Raw genomic sequence first — 18,011 nt, forward strand, 5'->3', positions numbered from 1 at the left:
CGGTGGAGCCGCCCGCCGTCGATCCGTGGGACGCGTCGGGCGTGCACGCCTGGGACCGGCCGGTGCCCGCGAGCCGCGGGGAGCGGGCGGCGAGCCGGTGGGACCGTACGGAGCACACGGGTGAGTGGGACCGGTTCACCGACACCGGTTTCCTGGAGCCGGTGCGGGACACCGACGACAGGTACGCGGAGGCCGATCCGTGGGACCGTTCGGCGCCGCCGGTGCGGGAGGGCTGGGCGTCGCCGGCGCGGGCCGAGGCGTTCTGGTCGGGTACCCGGCTCTCCGGTGACGACCCCCGGTGGATGGAGACGCCGTCGACGGCTCCGCGCTCGCCCGCTGTGGCGTACTCGGCGCCGCGTCCGCGTTCCGCGCCTCGTCGTCGCCCGGTGGAGCCGGCTTCGTCGACGTTGCGGCGTCGGGTGGAGACGATCGGCGGCGGTTCGTGGGGTCGCCGGCTGGAGGACGACCTGCTGGACCCGGATCCGGGTGGTCCGTTGCGGCCGCTGGTCTACACGGCGGCCTGCTATCTGGTTCCGGCGGTGCTGCTCGTGGTCGGTCTGCTGTTCCTGAGCGGTCAGCCGCCGGCGGGGTGCGTCACGGACATCACCGGCGGTGGTTGTGATTCACCGCGTGCGCACGCGCTGGAGTCGTTGGTGTCGGCGGCGCCGCGGTTCGGGTTGGCGATGGTGAGCAGTCTGGTGGTGGCGGTGCTGCTGCGGCAGGTCGGGACGACGTGGCGGTCGGCGACAGTGGCGCTGGCCGCCGCGGTGGTGGGTGGTGGGCTGTCCACCGTGGTGATCAGCGCGGTGACCGGCAATCCGCTCGGCTGAGCGGCGGGGATGCGGAAAGGCCCGCACCGGCGACCGGTGCGGGCCTTTCGCGTCGTGCTTCGGGTGTCAGCCCTTGACCACGTTCAGGTCGAACTTGGCGGTCACCTCGGGGTGCAGCCGGATGCTGACCGGGTAGGAGCCGAGCGCCTTGATGTGGCCGGGCAGCTCCAGCCGGCGGCGGTCCAGGGTCGGGCCGCCGGCGGCCTTGACGGCGTCGACGATCTCGGCCGGGGTGACCGAGCCGAAGAGCCGCCCGCCGTCGCCGGCGCGGGCCTTCAGGTTGACCTTCAGACCCTCGATCTGGGTCTTGACCTCGGTGGCGTGGCCCAGGTCGCGGATCTCGCGGGCCGAGCGGGCCCGCTTGATGACAGTGACCTGCTTCTCCGCGCCCTTGGTCCAGGCGATCGCGAAGCCCTGCGGCAGCAGGTAGTTACGGCCGAAGCCGTCCTTCACCTCGACGATGTCGCCCGGAGAGCCGAGGCCGGACACCTCCTGAGTGAGGATGATCTTCATGTCCGTGCCTCCTCTCAGCGGGTCGTGGCCGTGTACGGCAGGAGCGCCATCTCGCGGGCGTTCTTGACCGCACGGGCGATCTGCCGCTGCTGCTGCGAGGTCACGCCGGTCACCCGTCGAGCGCGGATCTTGCCGCGGTCGGAGATGAACTTGCGCAGCAGCGCGGTGTCCTTGTAATCGATGTAGGTGATCCCGTCCTTGTCGAGCGGGTTCACCTTCTTCTTCGGCTTGCGAAGTGCCGCAGCCTTAGCCATTGCTCGTGCTCCTGGTTTGCGATCGCGGGCGCTCGGCGCCATTAGAACGGAGGCTCCTCGTCGAAGTTTCCGCCCGAACCACCGCGGGAGGGGGCGGGGGCAGCAGATGCCCAGGGGTCGTCGAAGTTGCCTCCGCCGCCGCCCTGGCCGCCACCACCACCGAAGCCGCCGCCACCGCCACCGGAGCGGGACATCTTCTGCACCTTCGCCGTGGCGTAGCGCAGCGACGGGCCGATCTCGTCGACCTCCAGCTCGATGACGGTGCGCTTCTCACCCTCACGGGTCTCGTACGACCGCTGGCGCAGTCGGCCGGACACGATCACGCGAGCGCCGCGTTGCAGCGACTCGGCGACGTTCTCGGCGGCCTGGCGCCATACCGTGCACGAGAGGAACAGCGGCTCGCCGTCCTTCCACTCGCCGGATGCCTTGTCCATGAAGCGGGGCGTCGAAGCGACCCGGAACTTGGCGACCGCCGCGCCGGAGGGGGTGAATCGCAACTCGGGGTCATCGGTCAGGTTGCCGATGACCGTGATGGTGGTGTCTCCTGCCATGACCATCTCCTCGCGCACTCATCTTTGTGCCGTCAGGCTCTCAGAGCCGTACGACAGCGTGGATGAGGCTTGTGATCCGGACGTGCCGGGTCTAGATGCTCAGCGCATCTCCGGGCGGATGACCTTGGTGCGCAGCACCGACTCGTTGAGTCGGAGCTGACGGTCCAGCTCGCCAACGGCCTCCGGCGTCGCCTGGAGGTCGATGACGGCGTAGATGCCCTCGGCCTTCTTGTTGATCTCGTACGCGAGGCGCCGGCGGCCCCACACGTCGGTCTTCTCCACCGAGCCACCCGCGGTCCGGATCACGTTCAGGTACGTGTCGAGCGACGGGGCGACGGTGCGCTCCTCGAGGCTGGGGTCGAGGATCACCATGACTTCGTAATGACGCAAGACGTGCTCACCTCCTGTGGGCTAAGCGGCCACGGTCCTTCCGTGGCAGGAGGTCGTGCGTCGTTGCCCGCGCCGCTGCCGGGGGAACCCGGCCGGACACGCGGACAACCGGACCAGGATAGCCGGTCCGGACGATCATGGCCTGGCCGGGCCGGTGGCCCCGGTGTGCCGGGGGGCGGCGACAGGGGCCCACCTCCGGCTCGCCGGAGGTGGGCCCCTGTCCACGGGACCGCGGGGCGTCCCGTCCGCATTCCTTGGGTGGGACCTGGGGAGGAACGACCACACCGATGAGGTTGGATCGAAGACGCCCCGCGGAGCTTTATCGTGTTGTCACCTGGTCTGACCATACAATGGCTCTCGTCACCACTTGGGGTAAATGGAGGAATTGGTCCTCCTGCTGCCTCCCGTACCGGGATGACGAGCGGATCCCGCCCCGCAGTGCCGGGCCGCACGGCGGGGCGTCCCGTTTCCGGGGGTCCACCCTCGCCCGTCCGTGCTGTGGACCACGTGCGGGCGGAGCGTCGACCATCGATCCCATCTCGGACAACGACCGCCAGGCCGGGTGGTGACGCGCTCCGACCCGCCGTGCGCCTCCCGCGAGCGCGCCGGCCGTCGCAGGCGCGACGTAGGCTGCCCTGCATGCGAACCTGCATGCGAATCGGAGCCCACGTCGACCCGACCGACCCGCTGGCCGAGGCGGCCGCCCGGCAGGCCGAGGCGGCCCAGTTCTTCCTGGCCGACCCGCAGGGCTGGAAGGCCCCGAAGCCGCGCGAGGACGCCGAGCACCTGCGTTCCGCCGACGTCGACCTCTACGTGCACGCGCCATATGTGATCAATGTGGCCACGCTCAACAACCGGATCCGCATTCCCAGCCGTAAGCTGCTGCTCGCCCACGCGTCCGCCGCGGCGGACGTCGGGGCCAAAGGGCTGATCGTGCACGGCGGCCACGTCAACGCCGGCCACGACGTCGCCGTCGGCTTCGACAACTGGCGCAAGACCTTCGCGTACGCGGCGGACTCCGGCGGTTTCCCGCTGCCGGTGCTGATCGAGAACACCGCCGGCGGTGACAACGCCTGCGCCCGGCACCTCGACTCGCTGGCCCGGCTCTGGGACGCGCTCGGCGACCACGAGGTGGGCTTCTGCCTCGACACCTGCCACGCGTACGCGGGCGGCGAGGAACTGCTGGGCCTGGTCGACCGGGTGAAGGCGATCACCGGCCGGATCGACCTGATCCACGCGAACAACTCCAAGGGCGCGTTCAACTCCGGCCAGGACCGGCACGACAACCTGACCGGCGGCACCATCGACCCGGAGCTGCTGGTGGCGGTGATCCGCGCGGCCGGCGCACCGGTGATCGTCGAGACCCCCGGCGGCGTCGAGGGCCAGACCGCCGACATCGCGTTCCTGCGCGGACAGTTGGGCGCTGCGGCGTGACGACCGAGCAGTCCGGAACGACCGGTCGCCGGTCCGGCGCCGAGCCCCGTCCGGACGGCGACGCGGCCGCACCGGACCGGCCGGACGACGCGACCGGGACGGCCCCGCCCGGCGAGGGTGGGACCGCCGGGGGCGGATCCGGCACGGACCACACCGCCGGGAAGAAGGCCGAGGCCCGGGACGAGGCCGCCGCCAAGGGCGACGCCCTTGGCGGCGGTGACGGCGGAGACGCCGCAGCCGACAGGGCCAGCGCCGGAGACGGGAACACAACGGGTACGGCCGACGACAAGGCCGCCGATCCCTGGTCCGCGTTCGGGCCCGCGCCGGAGCCGGTGCTCGGCCGGGCCCGCCGGGCCGTCCGCGCGGTCGGCCGGTTCCTGGTGCACGAGTGGACGCTCGCCGCCGTCGCCGCACTGGCGCTGGCCGCGGCGATGACCTGGCCCACGTTGCGCTATCCGCGGCACACGCTGCCGCAGGACTACTGGGATCCGAGCCTGCAGGCGTGGCAGATGGCGTGGTCCGGCCACATCCTGCGGACCGACCCGGCGATGCTGTGGCACGCGAACACGTTCTATCCGGAGAACTGGAGCTTCGCGTTCTCCGACACGCTCCTCGGGTACGCCCCGGCGGGCCTGATCGGAGTCGGTCCGGAGCACGCCGTGCTGCGCTACAACATCATGTTCGTGCTGGCGCACGCGCTCGCCGCGTTCGGCGCGTACGCGCTGGCCCGGCAGCTCGGCGCGGGCCGCATCGGCGGCGCGGTGGCCGGGGCGAGCTTCGCCTACGCGCCGTGGCTGCTGGCCCAGGCGGGGCACCTGCACATCCTCTCCAACGGCGGCATCCCGCTGGCGCTGGCCATGCTGGCCCGGGGCCACGGCTGGTCACTGCGGTACGGCTACCGGCCGCGCCGCCGGCACGCGGGCTGGGCGTTCGCCGGGTGGCTGGTGGCCGCGTGGCAGCTCAGCCTGGGGTTCGGTATCGGGCTGCCGTTCGCGTACATGCTGGCCGGGATCGTTCTGGTCGCGGTGGTGCTGTGGTTCGTGCGGCGGCGCCGGGTGAAGCGTCCGTTCGGGCGGCGGCTGTTCCTGGCCGACGTGGTCGGCGGGCTCGCCTTCGCCGCTGTGGGCGCGGCGCTGGCGGTGCCGTACTTCAAGGTGGCCGAGCTGCACCCGAACGCGGAACGGACGCTCGGCGACATCGGGCTCTACTCGCCACCGGCGAGCGGGTTCTTCACCGCGCCGGCCGAGTCCCGGGTCTGGGGCGGGCTGCACGAGGGCGCCCGTGCCGTGCTGCCCTGGCATCCGGAGATGACGCTGCTGCCGGGCTTCGTGCTCTACGCGCTCGCCGCCGGTGGTCTGTTCTTCTCGGTCTGGCGGGTCCGGCACCGGATCTTCCTGCTGGCCGGGGTGCTCGTGGCGATGGCGCTGGCGATGGGCACCCGGTTCTTCGGCGGCCGGTTCACCTACGTGCCGTTGTTCGACTACCTGCCGGGCTGGAGCGGGCTGCGCACGCCGGGCCGGATGATGCTCTGGGCCACGCTGCTGCTGGGTCTGCTCGCGGCAGGCGCGGTCACGGCGTTCTGCATGCGGGTACGCGAGCTGGCCGCCGAGCGGGTGCCGCCGTGGCCGGGTCCGTGGCTGCGCCTGGCCACGCTGCTGCCGCTGGCGCTGGTGCTCGTGGAGGGGCTGAACGCGACGCCGCAGCCGGTGGTGCCGCGGCAGCCGGCGGCGATGCGGACTGTGGACGGCCCGATGCTGGTGCTGCCGAGCAGCCAGAACCTGGACCAGCCGGTGATGCTCTGGTCCACCGACCGGTTCCAGCCGATGGTCAACGGCGGCAGCGGTTTCACGCCGCGCTCGCAGGCCCGGATCCGCGAGGCGACTGTCAGCTTCCCGGACTACGCGAGCGTCGACTACCTGCGGCAGATCGGCGTGAAGAACATTGTGGTGTTGCGCGACGAGCTGGAGGGCACCCCGTGGGAGGGGATGCTCGACCGGCCGGTCGACGCGCTGGGCGTGACGCGGGAGCAGGTCGGCGAGGCGGTCGTGTTCCGGCTGTAGACCGGAACACGACCGTCTCGGTCACACCGGAACGGGTTCGGCGGCGCGCGCCCGCCAGCGCTGATGCCAGGGCGCGTCGGGCGCGCCGTCGAGCACCCCGCCGTCCGGGTCGTCGGCGTACGTGTGCCGGACGACGTCCAGTTCGGGCCGCAGGATGTCCCGGATCACGAACCCGCAGAGCACCGCCACGGTGATCAGGCGCAGGCTCGACGCCAGCACGAAGACGCCCTCGGGGAAGACCGGCCGGGACATGGCCGTGCCGAGCAGTTCGCCGTAGAACGCGGCGAAGTAGCAGACCTCGGCGACCTGCCAGGCCAGGAACGCACCCCAGCGCGGCCGGGCGAGCACCGCGAGCGGCAGCAGCCAGAGCACGAACTGCTGGGACCACACCTTGCTGAAGATGAGGAACGCGGCGACCACAAGGAAGGCGAGCTGGGCCAGCCGGGGGCGGCGCGGCGCCAGCAGCGCCAGCCCGGCCACGCCGAGGCAGGCCAGGCCGAAGAGCAGGTACGACAGCCAGTTGAGGGTGGGGATGTTGGCGTTGAGCCACTCGAACGGCCCGAGCTGGCCGGGTGAGGACGGGCTGATCCGGCCGTCCAGGTAGCGACCGATGTACCAGAGCGTGCCCCAGTCGATCGGGCGCGTGGTGTTCAGGTCGAAGAAGCGTTCCCAGTTCTCCCGGTACGGGATCGCCACCGGCAGGTTCACGGCCACGAGCGTCACCAGCGCGGTCGCCGTGGCGACGATCCCGGCCAGCAGTTTCCCGGCGCGCAGCGCGAGGACCAGGATCGGGCCGAGGATGAACAGCGGCCACATCTTGGCCGCGCCGCCCAGTCCGATGAGGACGCCGGCCAGTCCGGGCAGCAGCAGCGCGTACCGGTCGGGGCGGGCGCGCGCCCAGGCCAGCAGGCCGAACGCGGCCAGGCCGATGGCGAGCAGATCCCAGTTGACGGTGGCGGTGAGCACCAGCGCCGGGGAGAGCGCGAACAACGCGGCGTCCCAGGGTCGTCGTCGGCGCAGGCTGAGGATCACGGCGACGGTGGCGACCGCGAGCGCGCCGAGCACCAGCGCGTTCAGGTTGTAGAACCACTGCCCCTGGTTGATGGCGGGGTTGTCGGCCCCGAGGGCGTGCACCGGCAGGCCGAGCGCGCCCATGAAGTAACCGGTCAGCACCGGGTACTCCACCGGGTGGTCGGCGTAGGGCACCTTGCCCTCGTTGAGCCCTTCGGCGTAGTAGAGCGCCAGCACGTCCGTGTAGCACATCCGGGTGTACTGGATGTTGTTCTGCCAGGCGCCGTCCTGGCAGGGCGACTTCTGCACCCAGTGCAGGGCCAGCGTGAGGCACACCAGGGCGAGGACGATCCGGCCGGCGGTCCAGAACCGGCTCTCCCGGCCGGCGGGCCGGTCCAGGGCGGCGGCGTGGTCGCCGAGCGGCCCGCCGATCAGACCGGAGGCGCCCCGGACGAACCAGTCCGAGCGGGACGGGTGGTCCACCGTCTCGGCGGATCGTGGCGCCGCCTCGGACGCGCCGGGCTCATCGATGCCTGCGGGCGACTGGGTGCTCATGGAGAGGCATCCTGCCGTACACCGGGGGTCGCCGTCCCGTCGCACGCGGAGAAATTCCGGTACGCGAAACGCGGCGGCGGCCGGACCGCTCGGGTCCGGCCGCCGCCGTCAGGTGGTACGCGTCAGTTCTGCCGTGTCGGTGGTGTGCTCGGCAGCAGCCCACCGCCGCCACCGCCGCCACCGGGGCGCCCGCCGCCACCGGGGAGCCCGCCCCCGCCTGGCGTTCCACCCTGGTCACCACCACCCTGGTCACCACCGCCGGGGTTGTTGCCGCCGGGGCAGAACAGGCCCAGCGGGTCGCAGTTCGGGCCGCCCGGCTGGCCGGGCTCGTTGGTCGGCGGCGGGGCCTCGCCGTTGCCGGTGTCGTCCTCGCCGACGTTCGCCGCCGGCGGGAACTCCTCCTTGTCCTTGCCCTTGAGCGCGTCGTTCATGAAGCGCTGGAAGATGTCACCGGGCATCCGGGCACCACTGATGTCCCGGCCGTCCTTGTACTTGATCGCCTTGCGGTCCTTGACGTTGCCGACCCAGACGGCGGTGGCGAGCTGCGGCGTGTAGCCGATCATCCAGGCGTCACCGTTGCGGGTGGTCTTGTCGCCGAGTTCCCAGGTGCCGGTCTTCTCGGCGACCTGCCGGCCCTCTTCGAGGCGCTTGTTGATCTGGCCCGGGTACTGCTTCAGCACGGACGTCACGTCGGCGACGATGTCCTTGTCGATCCGCTGCTGCCCCTTGAGCTTCTCCCCGCCGACCAGGTCCCACTTGCCGGTGTCCGGGTTCTGCTTCTCCACCTTCCGCACGAAGTGCGCCTTGTGGTAGACGCCCTGGTTGGCGAACGTGGCGACGCCGTTGGCGTGGTCGAGCACCGTGATCGGGTACTGGCCGTAGCCGAGGACGTGGAAGAACGGCGACGGAGCCAGGTCCTTCGGGTCGGCCTTGGTCAGGTCGTGCGCCTTGGCCGGGTTGGTGTCGGTCTGCCACATCGTGGTGACCCCGGCCTGCTTGGCCATGTCGAGCACCTTGTCCGGGCCGATCTGCTCGGTGATGTAGTAGAACGGCACGTTCAGCGACTTCAGCGTCGACTGTTCGAGCGTGCAGGAGTCACCGCATTTGACCGTGTCCGCGCCGGCGTTACTGACCTTGAACTTGGTGCCCTTCGGCGTGAACGCCGTGCCCTTCCACCGGGACTTGAGCGAGATGCCTTCCTTGAGCGCGGCGGCGAGCGTGTAGATCTTGAAGCTCGAACCCGGCGAGTGACCGCCGCTCACCACGCCGTTGTCGACGTTCTTCCCGGCGTAGTCGGTGCCGGTGCCGTTGTCGCCGCCGTAGTAGGCCAGCACCCGGCCGGTCTTCGGGTCGATGGCCACCACGGCGGCCATCAGGTTCGACGGCTGGCCGGCGAGTTCGGAGCCCTTCTTGGCCCGCTGGGCCGCGGCGAGAGCCGCCTCCTGCATCTTCCGGTTGATCGTCGTGGTGATCTTGTAGCCACCCCGGCTCAGCGCCTTGGCGCACAGCGGCTTCTTCTCGGTCGCCTCGGCCTCGTTGTCGGTGCAGAGGTTCATCTCGCGCAGTTCCTGCGAGACGTAGTTGACGATGTTGCCGTACGGGGTGTTGATGCCGAAGCCGCCGCCGCTGTTCTTCGTCGGCTTCGCGATGTTCTTCGGGTACTCGGTGGGGTGCTGCGGCGTGTTCGGCGCGTCCAGCCACTTCTCCGTGATCATGCCGTTGATCACGTAGTTCCACCGGTCCAGCGCGGCCGCCTGGTTGATCGCCGGGTCGTAGCCCTGGTGGGTGGCGCTCGGCTCCGGCTGCTTGATCAGTGCGGCCAGCACCGCGGCCTCGGCCACTGTGAGGCTCTTGACGTCCTTGCCGAAGTAGGTCCGCGCCGCCGCCTGGATGCCGTACGCGCCGCGGCCGAAGTAGATGACGTTCAGGTAGTGCTGCATGATCACGCGCTTGTCGTACTTGTCGTTCAGCTTGGAGGCGAGGATCGCCTCCTTCACCTTGCGGCCGTACGTGTCCTGGTTCAGGTTCTCGAACGCGTTGCGCGCGTACTGCTGGGTGATGGTCGAAGCGCCCTGCTTGTCGCCGCCGGTGAGGTTGTTCCACGCGGCCCGGGCGATGCCCTTGTAGTCCACACCGGAGTGCTTGTAGAAGTTCCGGTCCTCCGCCGCGGCGACCGCGTGCTGGACGTGCTCCGGGATCTGCTCGATGGTGACGAGCTGGCGGTTCTGGTCGCCGATCCGGGCGATCGCCGTGCCACCCGAGTCGTAGATGGTGGTGGACAGCGGCGGAATGGTGTCCTCCGGGAGCACCACCTTGGTGGAGTACCAGGTGAAGCTCACCACGCCGATGCCGGCGAGCATGATGAACACGGCGAAGCCGGCGATCAGGATGTTGATCCGGCGGCGCTTCTTCGCCCGCGCCGGGTCCTCGCCGCGGCCACGCCGGCCGGGGCCGGCCGGACCGCCGGGACCACCGGGACCGCCGCCGGAGGCGCCGGGCACCCGGGCCCGGCCACCGACCCCCGCCGCGCCGACGCTCGCGCGTGCGCCCACGCTCGCACGCCCGCCGACGCCGGCCGCGCCGACGCTCGCCGCGCCCACCGAGGCGCGTCCGGCCGGAGCGGCCGGGGAGACCGGTACCGACGCCCGCCCGGCGCCCGCGCGTCCGGAGACGCCGGGCGCCGGCGACACCGGCACCGAGGCGCGGCCCGCGCCGGCCCGGCCGACCGAGGCCGAGCCTGCCGCCCCGCGCGGCGCCGGTGCGGCGCCGCCGACCGAGGCCCGGCCGCCCGCGCCGTACGGTGTCGCGGAGGCGCGCGCCGAGGCGCCGCCCTCAGCCGCGCCGGACCAACCGTTCCCGCCCCGGCTCCCTTCGGAACCGGGGTCGCCGTTCGGGCCCGGGATCTGGGCCCGCCCACGCGAAGAACTGGGATCGCCGTAGTTCATTCCTCACACCCTGCCGGTCGCGGTGGGGCGCGGGGGCGCCGCCACCGGGTTGCCGTGAGCTGGAACACGGGACGTTACCCGCCGGTGGTACCGGCGCGCGCCCGTCAAATCCGACCTATTCGGACCATTTACGCTTAAAGGCTGTCGCTCCTGCCGCCCTGGGAATGGGCCGGCAGCGCTCGGGACAGCCGCGTTCACCGTTGCGCCTCTCGCCTTCGCCGAGGGGTGGAGCCGTTGGCCGCGACCGACTCGTCCGCGTCCTCCGCCTCGCCCGCGAGACCGTCCCGGCCGAGCAGGAACTGCTCGACGAGATGGTTCCAGTCGCAGCCGGGGCAGACCTCCACCACGAACACCTGGAACTCACGCAGCGTCATGGCCAGGACGGGCAACTCGGCCCGGGTACGCGCCTGGCCGGCCGACTGCTTGAGTTCGTCACCGTAAATGTAGTGGACGTGGATCAGGTTCTCGCTGCGGCAGATCGGGCAGCGGTGCTCGGTCGGCTCGCCGTGGAAGCGAGCAGCGTTCTTCAGGTACGGCGAGGCGTCGCAGACGTCGTACGTGCCGATCCGCCCGGCGAGCAGTTCACGCAGCACAGCCCGCTTCTGGAGCGAGTAGTCGACGACCTGGCGCTGCGTACGCATGCGGCAAAGGGTACGCGCTCCGGCGAACCCAGGCGACCATGGTCACGATGCGTGAGGACCGCGTCGCGTAAGCAGGGGTTTGCCCCACCCTCACCTCTCCGCTAACGTGCGATGTATCGGTTCGATACATCGCGGTGGTTAGCGCTCCGCGCAGGGGGAAAGAGGGGATGGCCCGTGCTCGAGCTTGCCATCCTCGGCCTCCTGCAGGAGGCGTCGATGCACGGCTACGAGCTGCGCAAGGAGCTGACCGCCAAGCTCGGTGCCATCCGGGCGGCGATCAGCTACGGCTCGCTCTACCCGACCCTGCGTCGGCTGCAGGCGGCCGGATGGATCGCCGAAGCCGCCGAGACACCCGCGACCGCCGAGGAGGTTCCCGCGCTGACCAGCCGACGCGGTCGGGTGGTCTACACCATTACCGCGGAGGGCAAGGAACGCTTCGCCCAGCTCATAGCGCAGGCTGGACCCGAGACGTACGACGACACGGGCTTCGGCGTGCACTTCGCGTTCTTCGCCCGGACCGACCAGGCCACCCGGCTCCGGATCCTGGAAGGTCGTCGCCGCAAGATCGAGGAACGTCGCGAAGGTCTTCGTGACGTGCTCGGCCGGGCAGCCGAGCGCCTCGACGCGTACACCCTGGAACTGCAGCGCCACGGGCTTGACGCCTGTGAGCGCGAGGTCCGCTGGCTGGAGGAGCTCATCGCCAACGAGCGCTCCGGCCGGGCCCCCGCCGACCCGCGACCCGGGACGGCCGGTGGCCGAGGAGACAACGACAGCCCGCCCACGCCTGGAACGTCCAGGAAAGAGCGGCCGTGATGAAGAAGAAGGAGGCAGACGCTATGGGCTCCGTCCGCGTCGCCATCGTCGGTGTGGGTAACTGCGCCTCGTCCCTCGTACAGGGCGTGGAGTACTACCGGAACGCCGACCCGAACGACCGCGTCCCGGGTCTCATGCACGTCACCTTCGGCGACTACCACGTCTCGGACGTGAAGTTCGTCGCGGCGTTCGACGTGGACGCCAAGAAGGTGGGCATGGACCTCGCGGAGGCGATCGTCGCCAGCGAGAACAACACGATCAAGCTGTGCGACGTGCCGCCGACCGGCGTCACCGTGCAGCGCGGCCCGACCTTCGACGGTCTCGGCCAGTATTACCGCGAGATCGTCGAGGAGTCGGACGCCAAGCCGGTCGACGTGGCGCAGGCGCTGCGCGACGCGCAGGTCGACGTGGTCGTCTCCTACCTCCCGGTGGGTTCCGAGGAGGCCGACAAGTTCTACGCCCAGGCCGCGATCGACGCCGGCTGCGCGTTCGTGAACGCTCTGCCGGTCTTCATCGCCTCCGACCCGGAGTGGGCGAAGAAGTTCACCGACGCCGGCCTGCCGATCGTCGGCGACGACATCAAGAGCCAGGTCGGTGCCACCATCGTGCACCGCGCCCTGGCGAAGCTCTTCGAGGACCGCGGGGTCGAGCTGCTGCGCACGTACCAGCTCAACTTCGGCGGCAACATGGACTTCATGAACATGCTGGAGCGCAACCGCCTGGTCTCGAAGAAGATCTCGAAGACCCAGTCGGTGACCTCCCAGATCCCGCACGAGATGAGCAAGAGCGACGTGCACATCGGCCCGTCCGACCACGTGCCGTGGCTCGACGACCGCAAGTGGGCGTACATCCGCCTGGAGGGCCGCTCCTTCGGTGACACCCCGCTCAACGCGGAGCTGAAGCTCGAGGTGTGGGACTCGCCGAACTCGGCCGGTGTCATCATCGACGCCGTCCGCGCCGCGAAGATCGCGCTGGACCGGAAGATCGGTGGCCCGATCCTCTCCGCCTCCTCGTACTTCATGAAGTCCCCGCCGGAGCAGTACGCCGACCACGACGCGCACGCCGCCGTCGAGGCGTTCATCGCCGGCGAGATCGAGCGCTGACGCGCTGACACGCACAAGAAGGAAGGCCGGGTCCGCGCGGACCCGGCCTTCCTTCTTCGCGTACGTCAGGACCAGGCGCGCCGCAGCGCCACCGACGCCTCCAGCTCCAGCAGCGTCACCTTGCGCGGCAGCCCGCCGCCGAAGCCGACCAGCTTGCCGCCCGCACCGACGATCCGGTGACAGGGCACGATCACCGGCACCGGATTGCGGTTGCAGGCCACCCCGACCGCCCGGGCGCCGCCGGGATCACCGACCGCCTTCGCCACCTCGCCGTAGGTCTTCGTCTCCCCGTACGGGATGCGGGTCATCTCCCGCCACACGGCGCGCTCGAACTCCGAGCCCCGGGGTGCCGACACCGGCACTGTGAACTCGGTCAGTTCACCGGCGAAGTACGCCCGCAGCTCCGCCACCGCCAGCCGGGCCACCGCGTCGCCGGGTTCGTCTGCCGCCCCGTCCACCCGGCCGAAGTGCGCGCCGCGCACCGCGTCGTCGTCGGTGCCGACGGAGAACTCACCGATCGGGGAGTCGAGCACGGTCCAGCGCATGGCACCCATTGTCGCTCCCACGCCGACATTCTCCCCCGACCGGCTCTCTGAGGGCGGGCTGGACGACCGCTGAGCGAAGTCGATGTTGCACGGCGTCGATACCGTGCAGGTCATGGCCACCGGGACGCTCATCTTCCTGATCATCGGCGGGATCGGTGTCGGCGTGCTGACCCTCGCCCTGCTCGGCTCGGGAGTGCTCCACCTCGGTCAGCCGGACGTCGACGGGCCGGTGTCGCTGGAGGCGGCCGCCGGGTTCACCGGGGCGTTCGGTTTCGGCGGCGCGATCGTCAACGAGTTGCTCGGGGGTCGTACCCCCGGAATGATCGCGGCGGCGGTGGCCGGCGGCGCGCTCGCGGCCGTGCCCACCGGCTGGCTGGCGGCGCGGCTGAGCCGCGCGGCCCGCAACATGCGCACCGACGCCACACCCACCCGCGACCACCTGGCCGGCGCGATCGGCCTGGTGGTGACGCCGATCCCCAGCGGCGGCTACGGCGAGGTGCGGGTACGCCTCGCCGGCCAGCCGGTGAAGCTCAACGCCCGCGCCGACGGGCCGATCCCGGTCGGCACCCGGATCTTCGTGGTCGAAGCACTCAGCGAGACCAGCGTGCACGTCGAGACCTACTGACACCACCACACAGACGGGAACCCTCATGCCCCTGCTCGTCGCCATCGGCGGCGCGGTCCTCCTCGCCGTCGTCCTCGTCCTCTTCGTGTTGTCCCGGATCAAGGTGGCCGGGCCGAACCAGGCGTTCATCGTCACCGGCCGCAAGGGCCGCACCACCCAGACCGCCGACGGCGGCCGGGCCACCGACATGTCCGGGCAGAAGGTCGTGCTCGGCGCCTCGGTGTTCGTGCTGCCGGTGGTGCAGAAGCTCCAGTCGCTCGACCTGTCCAGCCGCCGGATCGACGTCAGCATCCGCGGCGCGGTGAGCAAGCAGGGCATCCGCACCGAGCTGCACGGCGTTGCGATCGTCAAGGTCGGCGGCACCGAGGACGCGATCCGCGCCGCCGCCCAGCGCTTCCTGAACCAGCAGGAGGAGATCGACAACTTCACCCGCGAGGTGCTGGCCGGCGCGCTCCGCTCGATCGTCGGGCGGCTCACCGTCGAGGAGATCATCCGGGACCGGGCGGCGTTCGCCAGCGCGGTCGCCGAGGAGGCCGAGCACTCGATGACCAACCAGGGCCTGGTGCTGGACACCTTCCAGCTCCAGGACATCCTGGCCGAGGGCTCCTACCTCCAGGACCTGGGGCGGCCGGAGGCGGCCCGCGTGCTCAAGGACGCGGCCATCGCCGAGGCGCGGGCCCGCCAGCAGGCCGAGCAGGAGCGGCTGCTCGCCGAGGAGGCGATCGCCGAGGCGAACCGGAACCTGGCGCTCAAGCAGGCCGGCATCCAGGCCGAGATCGACGCGGCGAAGGCGAAGTCGGCGGCGGCCGGTCCGCTCGCGCAGGCCGAGCGGGACCAGGCGATCCTTTCCGAGCAGCAGAAGGTGGCCGAGCGCAACGCCGAGCTGAAGCAGCGCCAGCTCGACACCGAGGTGCGCAAGCCGGCCGACGCCGCCCGGTACAAGGTGGAGCAGGAGGCCGAGGCGAACCGCAACGCGGCGGTGCTCAACGCCGACGCGCAACGGCAGGCCACGATCGCCGCTGCGCAGGCCTCCGCCGAGCAGGCCCGCCTCACCGGTGAGGGCGAGCGGGCCCGCCGGGCCGCGCTGGCCGAGGCGAACGCGATCGAGGGCGCCAAGGAGGGTGAGGCCGAGCAGCGCCGTCGTTCCGCGATCGCCGAGGCGGTCGAGCGGGAGGGCCAGGCCGAGGCCGCGGCCATCCTCGCCAAGGGTCAGGCCGAGGCCGACGCGATGGCCCGCAAGGCCGAGGCGTTCGCCGCGTACGGCGAGGCGGCCGTCCTGGACCTGCTGGTCAAGGTGCTGCCCGAGGTGGTCGGCGCGGCGAGCGCCCCGATCGGCGCGATCGACAAGATGACGGTGATCTCCACCGACGGCGCGTCCTCGCTGACCAAGTCGGTGGCCGGCAACGTCGCCCAGGGCCTCCAGCTCGGCAGCGACCTGACCGGCATCGACCTGGCCGGGCTGCTGGCGCGGCTGGGCAGCAGCGCCCAGCACAACGGCAAGACCACTGTGGACGGCAGCACCGTCACCCCGTGACGACGACGCCCGCCGGTTCCCCTCGGGGAGCCGGCGGGCGTCGTGCTGTGGTACGGATCAGAGCACGGCGACGACGAACTTCTCGCCGGCGCCCAGGCCGAGGGTCGGGCTGTTCCAGTCGATGGTCCGGCTGGCGATGAGCTGGCTGGTGCCGGCGCTGCCGGCGGTGACCGCCTTCTCGTTGATGTTCGCGTACAGGTAGACCGAGCCGTCGGCGTTGTAGTCGAGGAACGACATCCCCTCCCACGCGCCGATCGAGGCGCCCCGGGCGATCAGCGGCTTCGCCCCGGCGCTCTCCGCCGTGACGAACTTGCCGTTGATCTGGGCCTTCAGGCCGAAGGTGCCGAAGCCGTCACCGACGTTCACCAGCTCGTACTTCTCCCAGGCGCCGACGGTCGCCGAGCGGGCGATCAGCGGCTTCGTCCCGGCGCTCTCCGCCGTCACGAACTTGCCACTTGCCACCGACTTGATGCTCACGAGGGGCGCCGGGGCGTCGAAGTCGAACTTCTCGGCGGTGCCGATCGCGGTCTTGCTCGCGATCAGCGGGGAGCTGGCGCTCGGCGCGGTGACGTACTTGCCGTTGATCGCCGCCTTCAGGCTGATCGTGCCGTCGGTGTTGTCGACGATCTGGAACTTCTCCCACGCGCCGATGGTGGCCGAGCGGGCGATCAGCGGCTTCGCCCCGGCGCTCTCCGCCGTGACGAACTTGTTCGTGACCCGCGCCCGCAGGCCGAACATGCCCCCGCCGGCGTCGACCACGTCGTACTTCTCCCAGGGGCCGATCGAGGTGCCGCGGGCGATCAGCGGCTTCGCGCCGGCGCTCTCCGCGGTGACGTAGCGGCCGTTGACCCGGGCCTTGAGCCCGTACGAGCCGCGGGCCGTCACGGCCGAGCCGATGTGCAGGAGCCGGTCGGTGGAGCCCATGATGTCGTGCACCGCGCCGCCGATGCCGGTGGTCACGACCGAGTCGCGCACCTGCTGCGGCGACCAGCCCGGGTGCTCCTCCAGCAGCAGCGCGGCGGCGCCCGCCACGTGCGGGGACGCCATCGAGGTGCCGTTCATCGACTCCGATCCGGCGCTGGTGCCGGCCTTGGCCGAGACGACGCCGGTGCCGGGGGCGAACAGGTCCAGACAGCGGCCGTAGTTGGAGAACCAGGCGCGCATGTCGACCCGGTCGGTGGCGCCGACGGTGATGGCGGCGGGCACGCTCGCCGGCGAGGAGCCGCAGGCGTCCTGCATGCTGTTGCCGGCCGCGACCGCGTAGGTGATGCCGGAGGCGATCGAGCGGGCGACCGCGTCGTTCACCGCTTGGTCGACGCGGTCGACGCCGAGGCTCATGTTCGCCACGGACGGCCCGGTGGCGTTCGTGGTGACCCACTCGATGCCGGCGATCACCTGCTCGGTGTCGCCCTGGCCGGAGCAGTCGAGGACCCGGACGGCGACCAGGTCGACGGCCTTCGCGACGCCGTACGTCGTACCGCCGATCGTGCCCGCCACGTGCGTGCCGTGCCCGTCGCAGTCCTGCGCGACGTCGTCCTGCTCGACCGCGTCGTAGCCGTTGCGGGCGCGCCCCCCGAAGTCCTGGTGGTCGATGTCGATGCCGGTGTCGATCACGTATGCGGTCACCCCGGCGCCGGTCGACGGGTAGGTGTACTTGCCGTCGGTCCGGGTCTTGAGCTGGTCGATGCGGTCGAGGCCCCACGGCGGGGTGGTCTGGGTGCCGGTGGTGCTCCAGCGCTGGACCTGCTGGACGTACTCGACGTCCGGGTCGGCGGCGAGCCGCGCGGCCTGCCGGGGGTCCATGGTGGCCGAGTAGCCGTTCAGCGCCTTGCCGAAGACGCGGCGGACGGTGCCGCCGTGCTCGCCGGCCAGCGCGGACGCGGCGGACTTCACCTTGGCCGGGGTGGTCTTGCCCTTCTTGAGGACCACGATGTAGCGGCCGGGCACCGCCTCGGCCGTGCCGGCGCCACGGACCGACTGTCGCTTCGGGTCGGCGAGGGCCGGCCCGGCGACGGTGGCGCAGAGGATGGAGGTGGCGCTGGTGAGAGCGAGCCCCACGAGCGCGGAGCGGCGCAAGCCGCCACGACGTGTCACGAATTGTCTCCCCGTGTCCGGCGACCGTCCGGATCGGACGGGCGGATGAATCAGAACAGCCACATCTGTCGATTCGGTGGCTGGCGAGGACTCATCATGCCGGAGGCATCGAC

Annotated in this window: 16 protein-coding genes; 7 read left to right on the top strand and 9 right to left on the bottom strand. The window is 71.2% G+C overall.

Translation table 11 applies throughout. From position 1 onward, the window contains the following. The first annotated feature begins 2 nt into the window (after positions 1-2). Entirely contained in the window at positions 3-830 is an 828-nt protein-coding gene (locus O7622_RS04050) for a hypothetical protein (protein WP_282311918.1), read from the top strand. Positions 831-896: 66 nt separating this feature from the next. Here O7622_RS04050 and rplI read toward each other — a convergent pair whose 3' ends face one another. The 4 genes from rplI to rpsF form a co-directional block, all read right to left on the bottom strand. Beyond that, entirely contained in the window at positions 897-1,343 is a 447-nt protein-coding gene (gene rplI, locus O7622_RS04055; protein ID WP_013289354.1) for a 50S ribosomal protein L9, read from the bottom strand. A 14-nt stretch (positions 1,344-1,357) separates the two neighbouring features. Beyond that, positions 1,358-1,597 (bottom strand): 30S ribosomal protein S18, encoded by a 240-nt coding sequence (gene rpsR / locus O7622_RS04060; protein ID WP_013289355.1) that lies wholly within the window; start codon positions 1,595-1,597, stop codon positions 1,358-1,360. A 41-nt stretch (positions 1,598-1,638) separates the two neighbouring features. Next, positions 1,639-2,166, bottom strand: coding sequence for a single-stranded DNA-binding protein (locus tag O7622_RS04065; RefSeq protein WP_018788497.1), 528 nt, complete (start codon positions 2,164-2,166; stop codon positions 1,639-1,641). 81 nt (positions 2,167-2,247) lie between these two features. Further along, entirely contained in the window at positions 2,248-2,538 is a 291-nt protein-coding gene (gene rpsF / locus O7622_RS04070; RefSeq protein WP_013289357.1) for a 30S ribosomal protein S6, read from the bottom strand. Positions 2,539-3,189: 651 nt separating this feature from the next. On the opposite strand from rpsF, the gene O7622_RS04075 reads away from it, so the two are divergent. Next, positions 3,190-3,972 (top strand): deoxyribonuclease IV, encoded by a 783-nt coding sequence (locus O7622_RS04075; RefSeq protein WP_282311919.1) that lies wholly within the window; start codon positions 3,190-3,192, stop codon positions 3,970-3,972. Then, positions 3,969-6,032, top strand: a complete 2,064-nt coding sequence (locus O7622_RS04080) for a hypothetical protein (protein WP_282311920.1) — start codon at positions 3,969-3,971, stop codon at positions 6,030-6,032. Before O7622_RS04075 ends, O7622_RS04080 begins: the two co-directional genes overlap by 4 nt. A gap of 21 nt (positions 6,033-6,053) precedes the next feature. Here O7622_RS04080 and O7622_RS04085 read toward each other — a convergent pair whose 3' ends face one another. From O7622_RS04085 to O7622_RS04095, 3 genes are all read right to left on the bottom strand, one after another. Beyond that, positions 6,054-7,598, bottom strand: coding sequence for a glycosyltransferase 87 family protein (locus O7622_RS04085; RefSeq protein WP_282311921.1), 1,545 nt, complete (start codon positions 7,596-7,598; stop codon positions 6,054-6,056). Between the two features lie 122 nt (positions 7,599-7,720). Further along, positions 7,721-10,543, bottom strand: a complete 2,823-nt coding sequence (locus tag O7622_RS04090; protein ID WP_282311922.1) for a transglycosylase domain-containing protein — start codon at positions 10,541-10,543, stop codon at positions 7,721-7,723. Between the two features lie 194 nt (positions 10,544-10,737). Then, positions 10,738-11,184 carry a DUF5318 domain-containing protein gene (locus O7622_RS04095; protein ID WP_282311923.1) on the bottom strand — a complete coding sequence of 149 codons (447 nt, stop codon included), beginning with the start codon at positions 11,182-11,184 and terminating at the stop codon, positions 10,738-10,740. Between the two features lie 174 nt (positions 11,185-11,358). On the opposite strand from O7622_RS04095, the gene O7622_RS04100 reads away from it, so the two are divergent. Continuing rightward, positions 11,359-11,997 (top strand): PadR family transcriptional regulator, encoded by a 639-nt coding sequence (locus O7622_RS04100; RefSeq protein ID WP_013289363.1) that lies wholly within the window; start codon positions 11,359-11,361, stop codon positions 11,995-11,997. Between the two features lie 23 nt (positions 11,998-12,020). Further along, positions 12,021-13,100, top strand: coding sequence for an inositol-3-phosphate synthase (locus O7622_RS04105; protein ID WP_013289364.1), 1,080 nt, complete (start codon positions 12,021-12,023; stop codon positions 13,098-13,100). A gap of 65 nt (positions 13,101-13,165) precedes the next feature. On the opposite strand, the gene O7622_RS04110 is transcribed toward O7622_RS04105, so the two are convergent. Further along, a complete protein-coding gene (locus O7622_RS04110) occupies positions 13,166-13,645 on the bottom strand; it encodes a methylated-DNA--[protein]-cysteine S-methyltransferase (protein WP_047892731.1) in 480 nt (159 codons plus the stop codon). Positions 13,646-13,727: 82 nt separating this feature from the next. On the opposite strand from O7622_RS04110, the gene O7622_RS04115 reads away from it, so the two are divergent. Together O7622_RS04115 and O7622_RS04120 are read left to right on the top strand one after the other, a co-directional pair. Further along, complete coding sequence (locus tag O7622_RS04115) at positions 13,728-14,270, top strand: NfeD family protein (RefSeq protein ID WP_282311924.1); 543 nt, start codon at positions 13,728-13,730, stop codon at positions 14,268-14,270. A gap of 25 nt (positions 14,271-14,295) precedes the next feature. Further along, positions 14,296-15,804: a flotillin family protein gene (locus O7622_RS04120; protein WP_282311925.1), complete on the top strand. Its 1,509-nt coding sequence runs from the start codon at positions 14,296-14,298 to the stop codon at positions 15,802-15,804. A gap of 57 nt (positions 15,805-15,861) precedes the next feature. Here O7622_RS04120 and O7622_RS04125 read toward each other — a convergent pair whose 3' ends face one another. After that, positions 15,862-17,898, bottom strand: coding sequence for a S8 family serine peptidase (locus tag O7622_RS04125; RefSeq protein ID WP_282311926.1), 2,037 nt, complete (start codon positions 17,896-17,898; stop codon positions 15,862-15,864). Positions 17,899-18,011: the final 113 nt, after the last annotated feature.

The sequence above is a fragment of the Micromonospora sp. WMMD1076 genome (assembly GCF_029581475.1).
Lineage (GTDB): Bacteria > Actinomycetota > Actinomycetes > Mycobacteriales > Micromonosporaceae > Micromonospora > Micromonospora aurantiaca.

Coding starts and splice junctions, on each gene's coding strand:
- O7622_RS04110 (WP_047892731.1), bottom strand. CDS start 13,645: ATGCGCTGGACCGTGCTCGACTCCCCGATCGGTGAGTTCTCCGTCGGC.
- O7622_RS04105 (WP_013289364.1), top strand. CDS start 12,021: ATGGGCTCCGTCCGCGTCGCCATCGTCGGTGTGGGTAACTGCGCCTCG.
- rpsR (WP_013289355.1), bottom strand. CDS start 1,597: ATGGCTAAGGCTGCGGCACTTCGCAAGCCGAAGAAGAAGGTGAACCCG.
- O7622_RS04120 (WP_282311925.1), top strand. CDS start 14,296: ATGCCCCTGCTCGTCGCCATCGGCGGCGCGGTCCTCCTCGCCGTCGTC.
- O7622_RS04085 (WP_282311921.1), bottom strand. CDS start 7,598: ATGAGCACCCAGTCGCCCGCAGGCATCGATGAGCCCGGCGCGTCCGAG.
- rplI (WP_013289354.1), bottom strand. CDS start 1,343: ATGAAGATCATCCTCACTCAGGAGGTGTCCGGCCTCGGCTCTCCGGGC.
- O7622_RS04075 (WP_282311919.1), top strand. CDS start 3,190: ATGCGAATCGGAGCCCACGTCGACCCGACCGACCCGCTGGCCGAGGCG.
- O7622_RS04090 (WP_282311922.1), bottom strand. CDS start 10,543: ATGAACTACGGCGATCCCAGTTCTTCGCGTGGGCGGGCCCAGATCCCG.
- O7622_RS04095 (WP_282311923.1), bottom strand. CDS start 11,184: ATGCGTACGCAGCGCCAGGTCGTCGACTACTCGCTCCAGAAGCGGGCT.
- O7622_RS04115 (WP_282311924.1), top strand. CDS start 13,728: ATGTTGCACGGCGTCGATACCGTGCAGGTCATGGCCACCGGGACGCTC.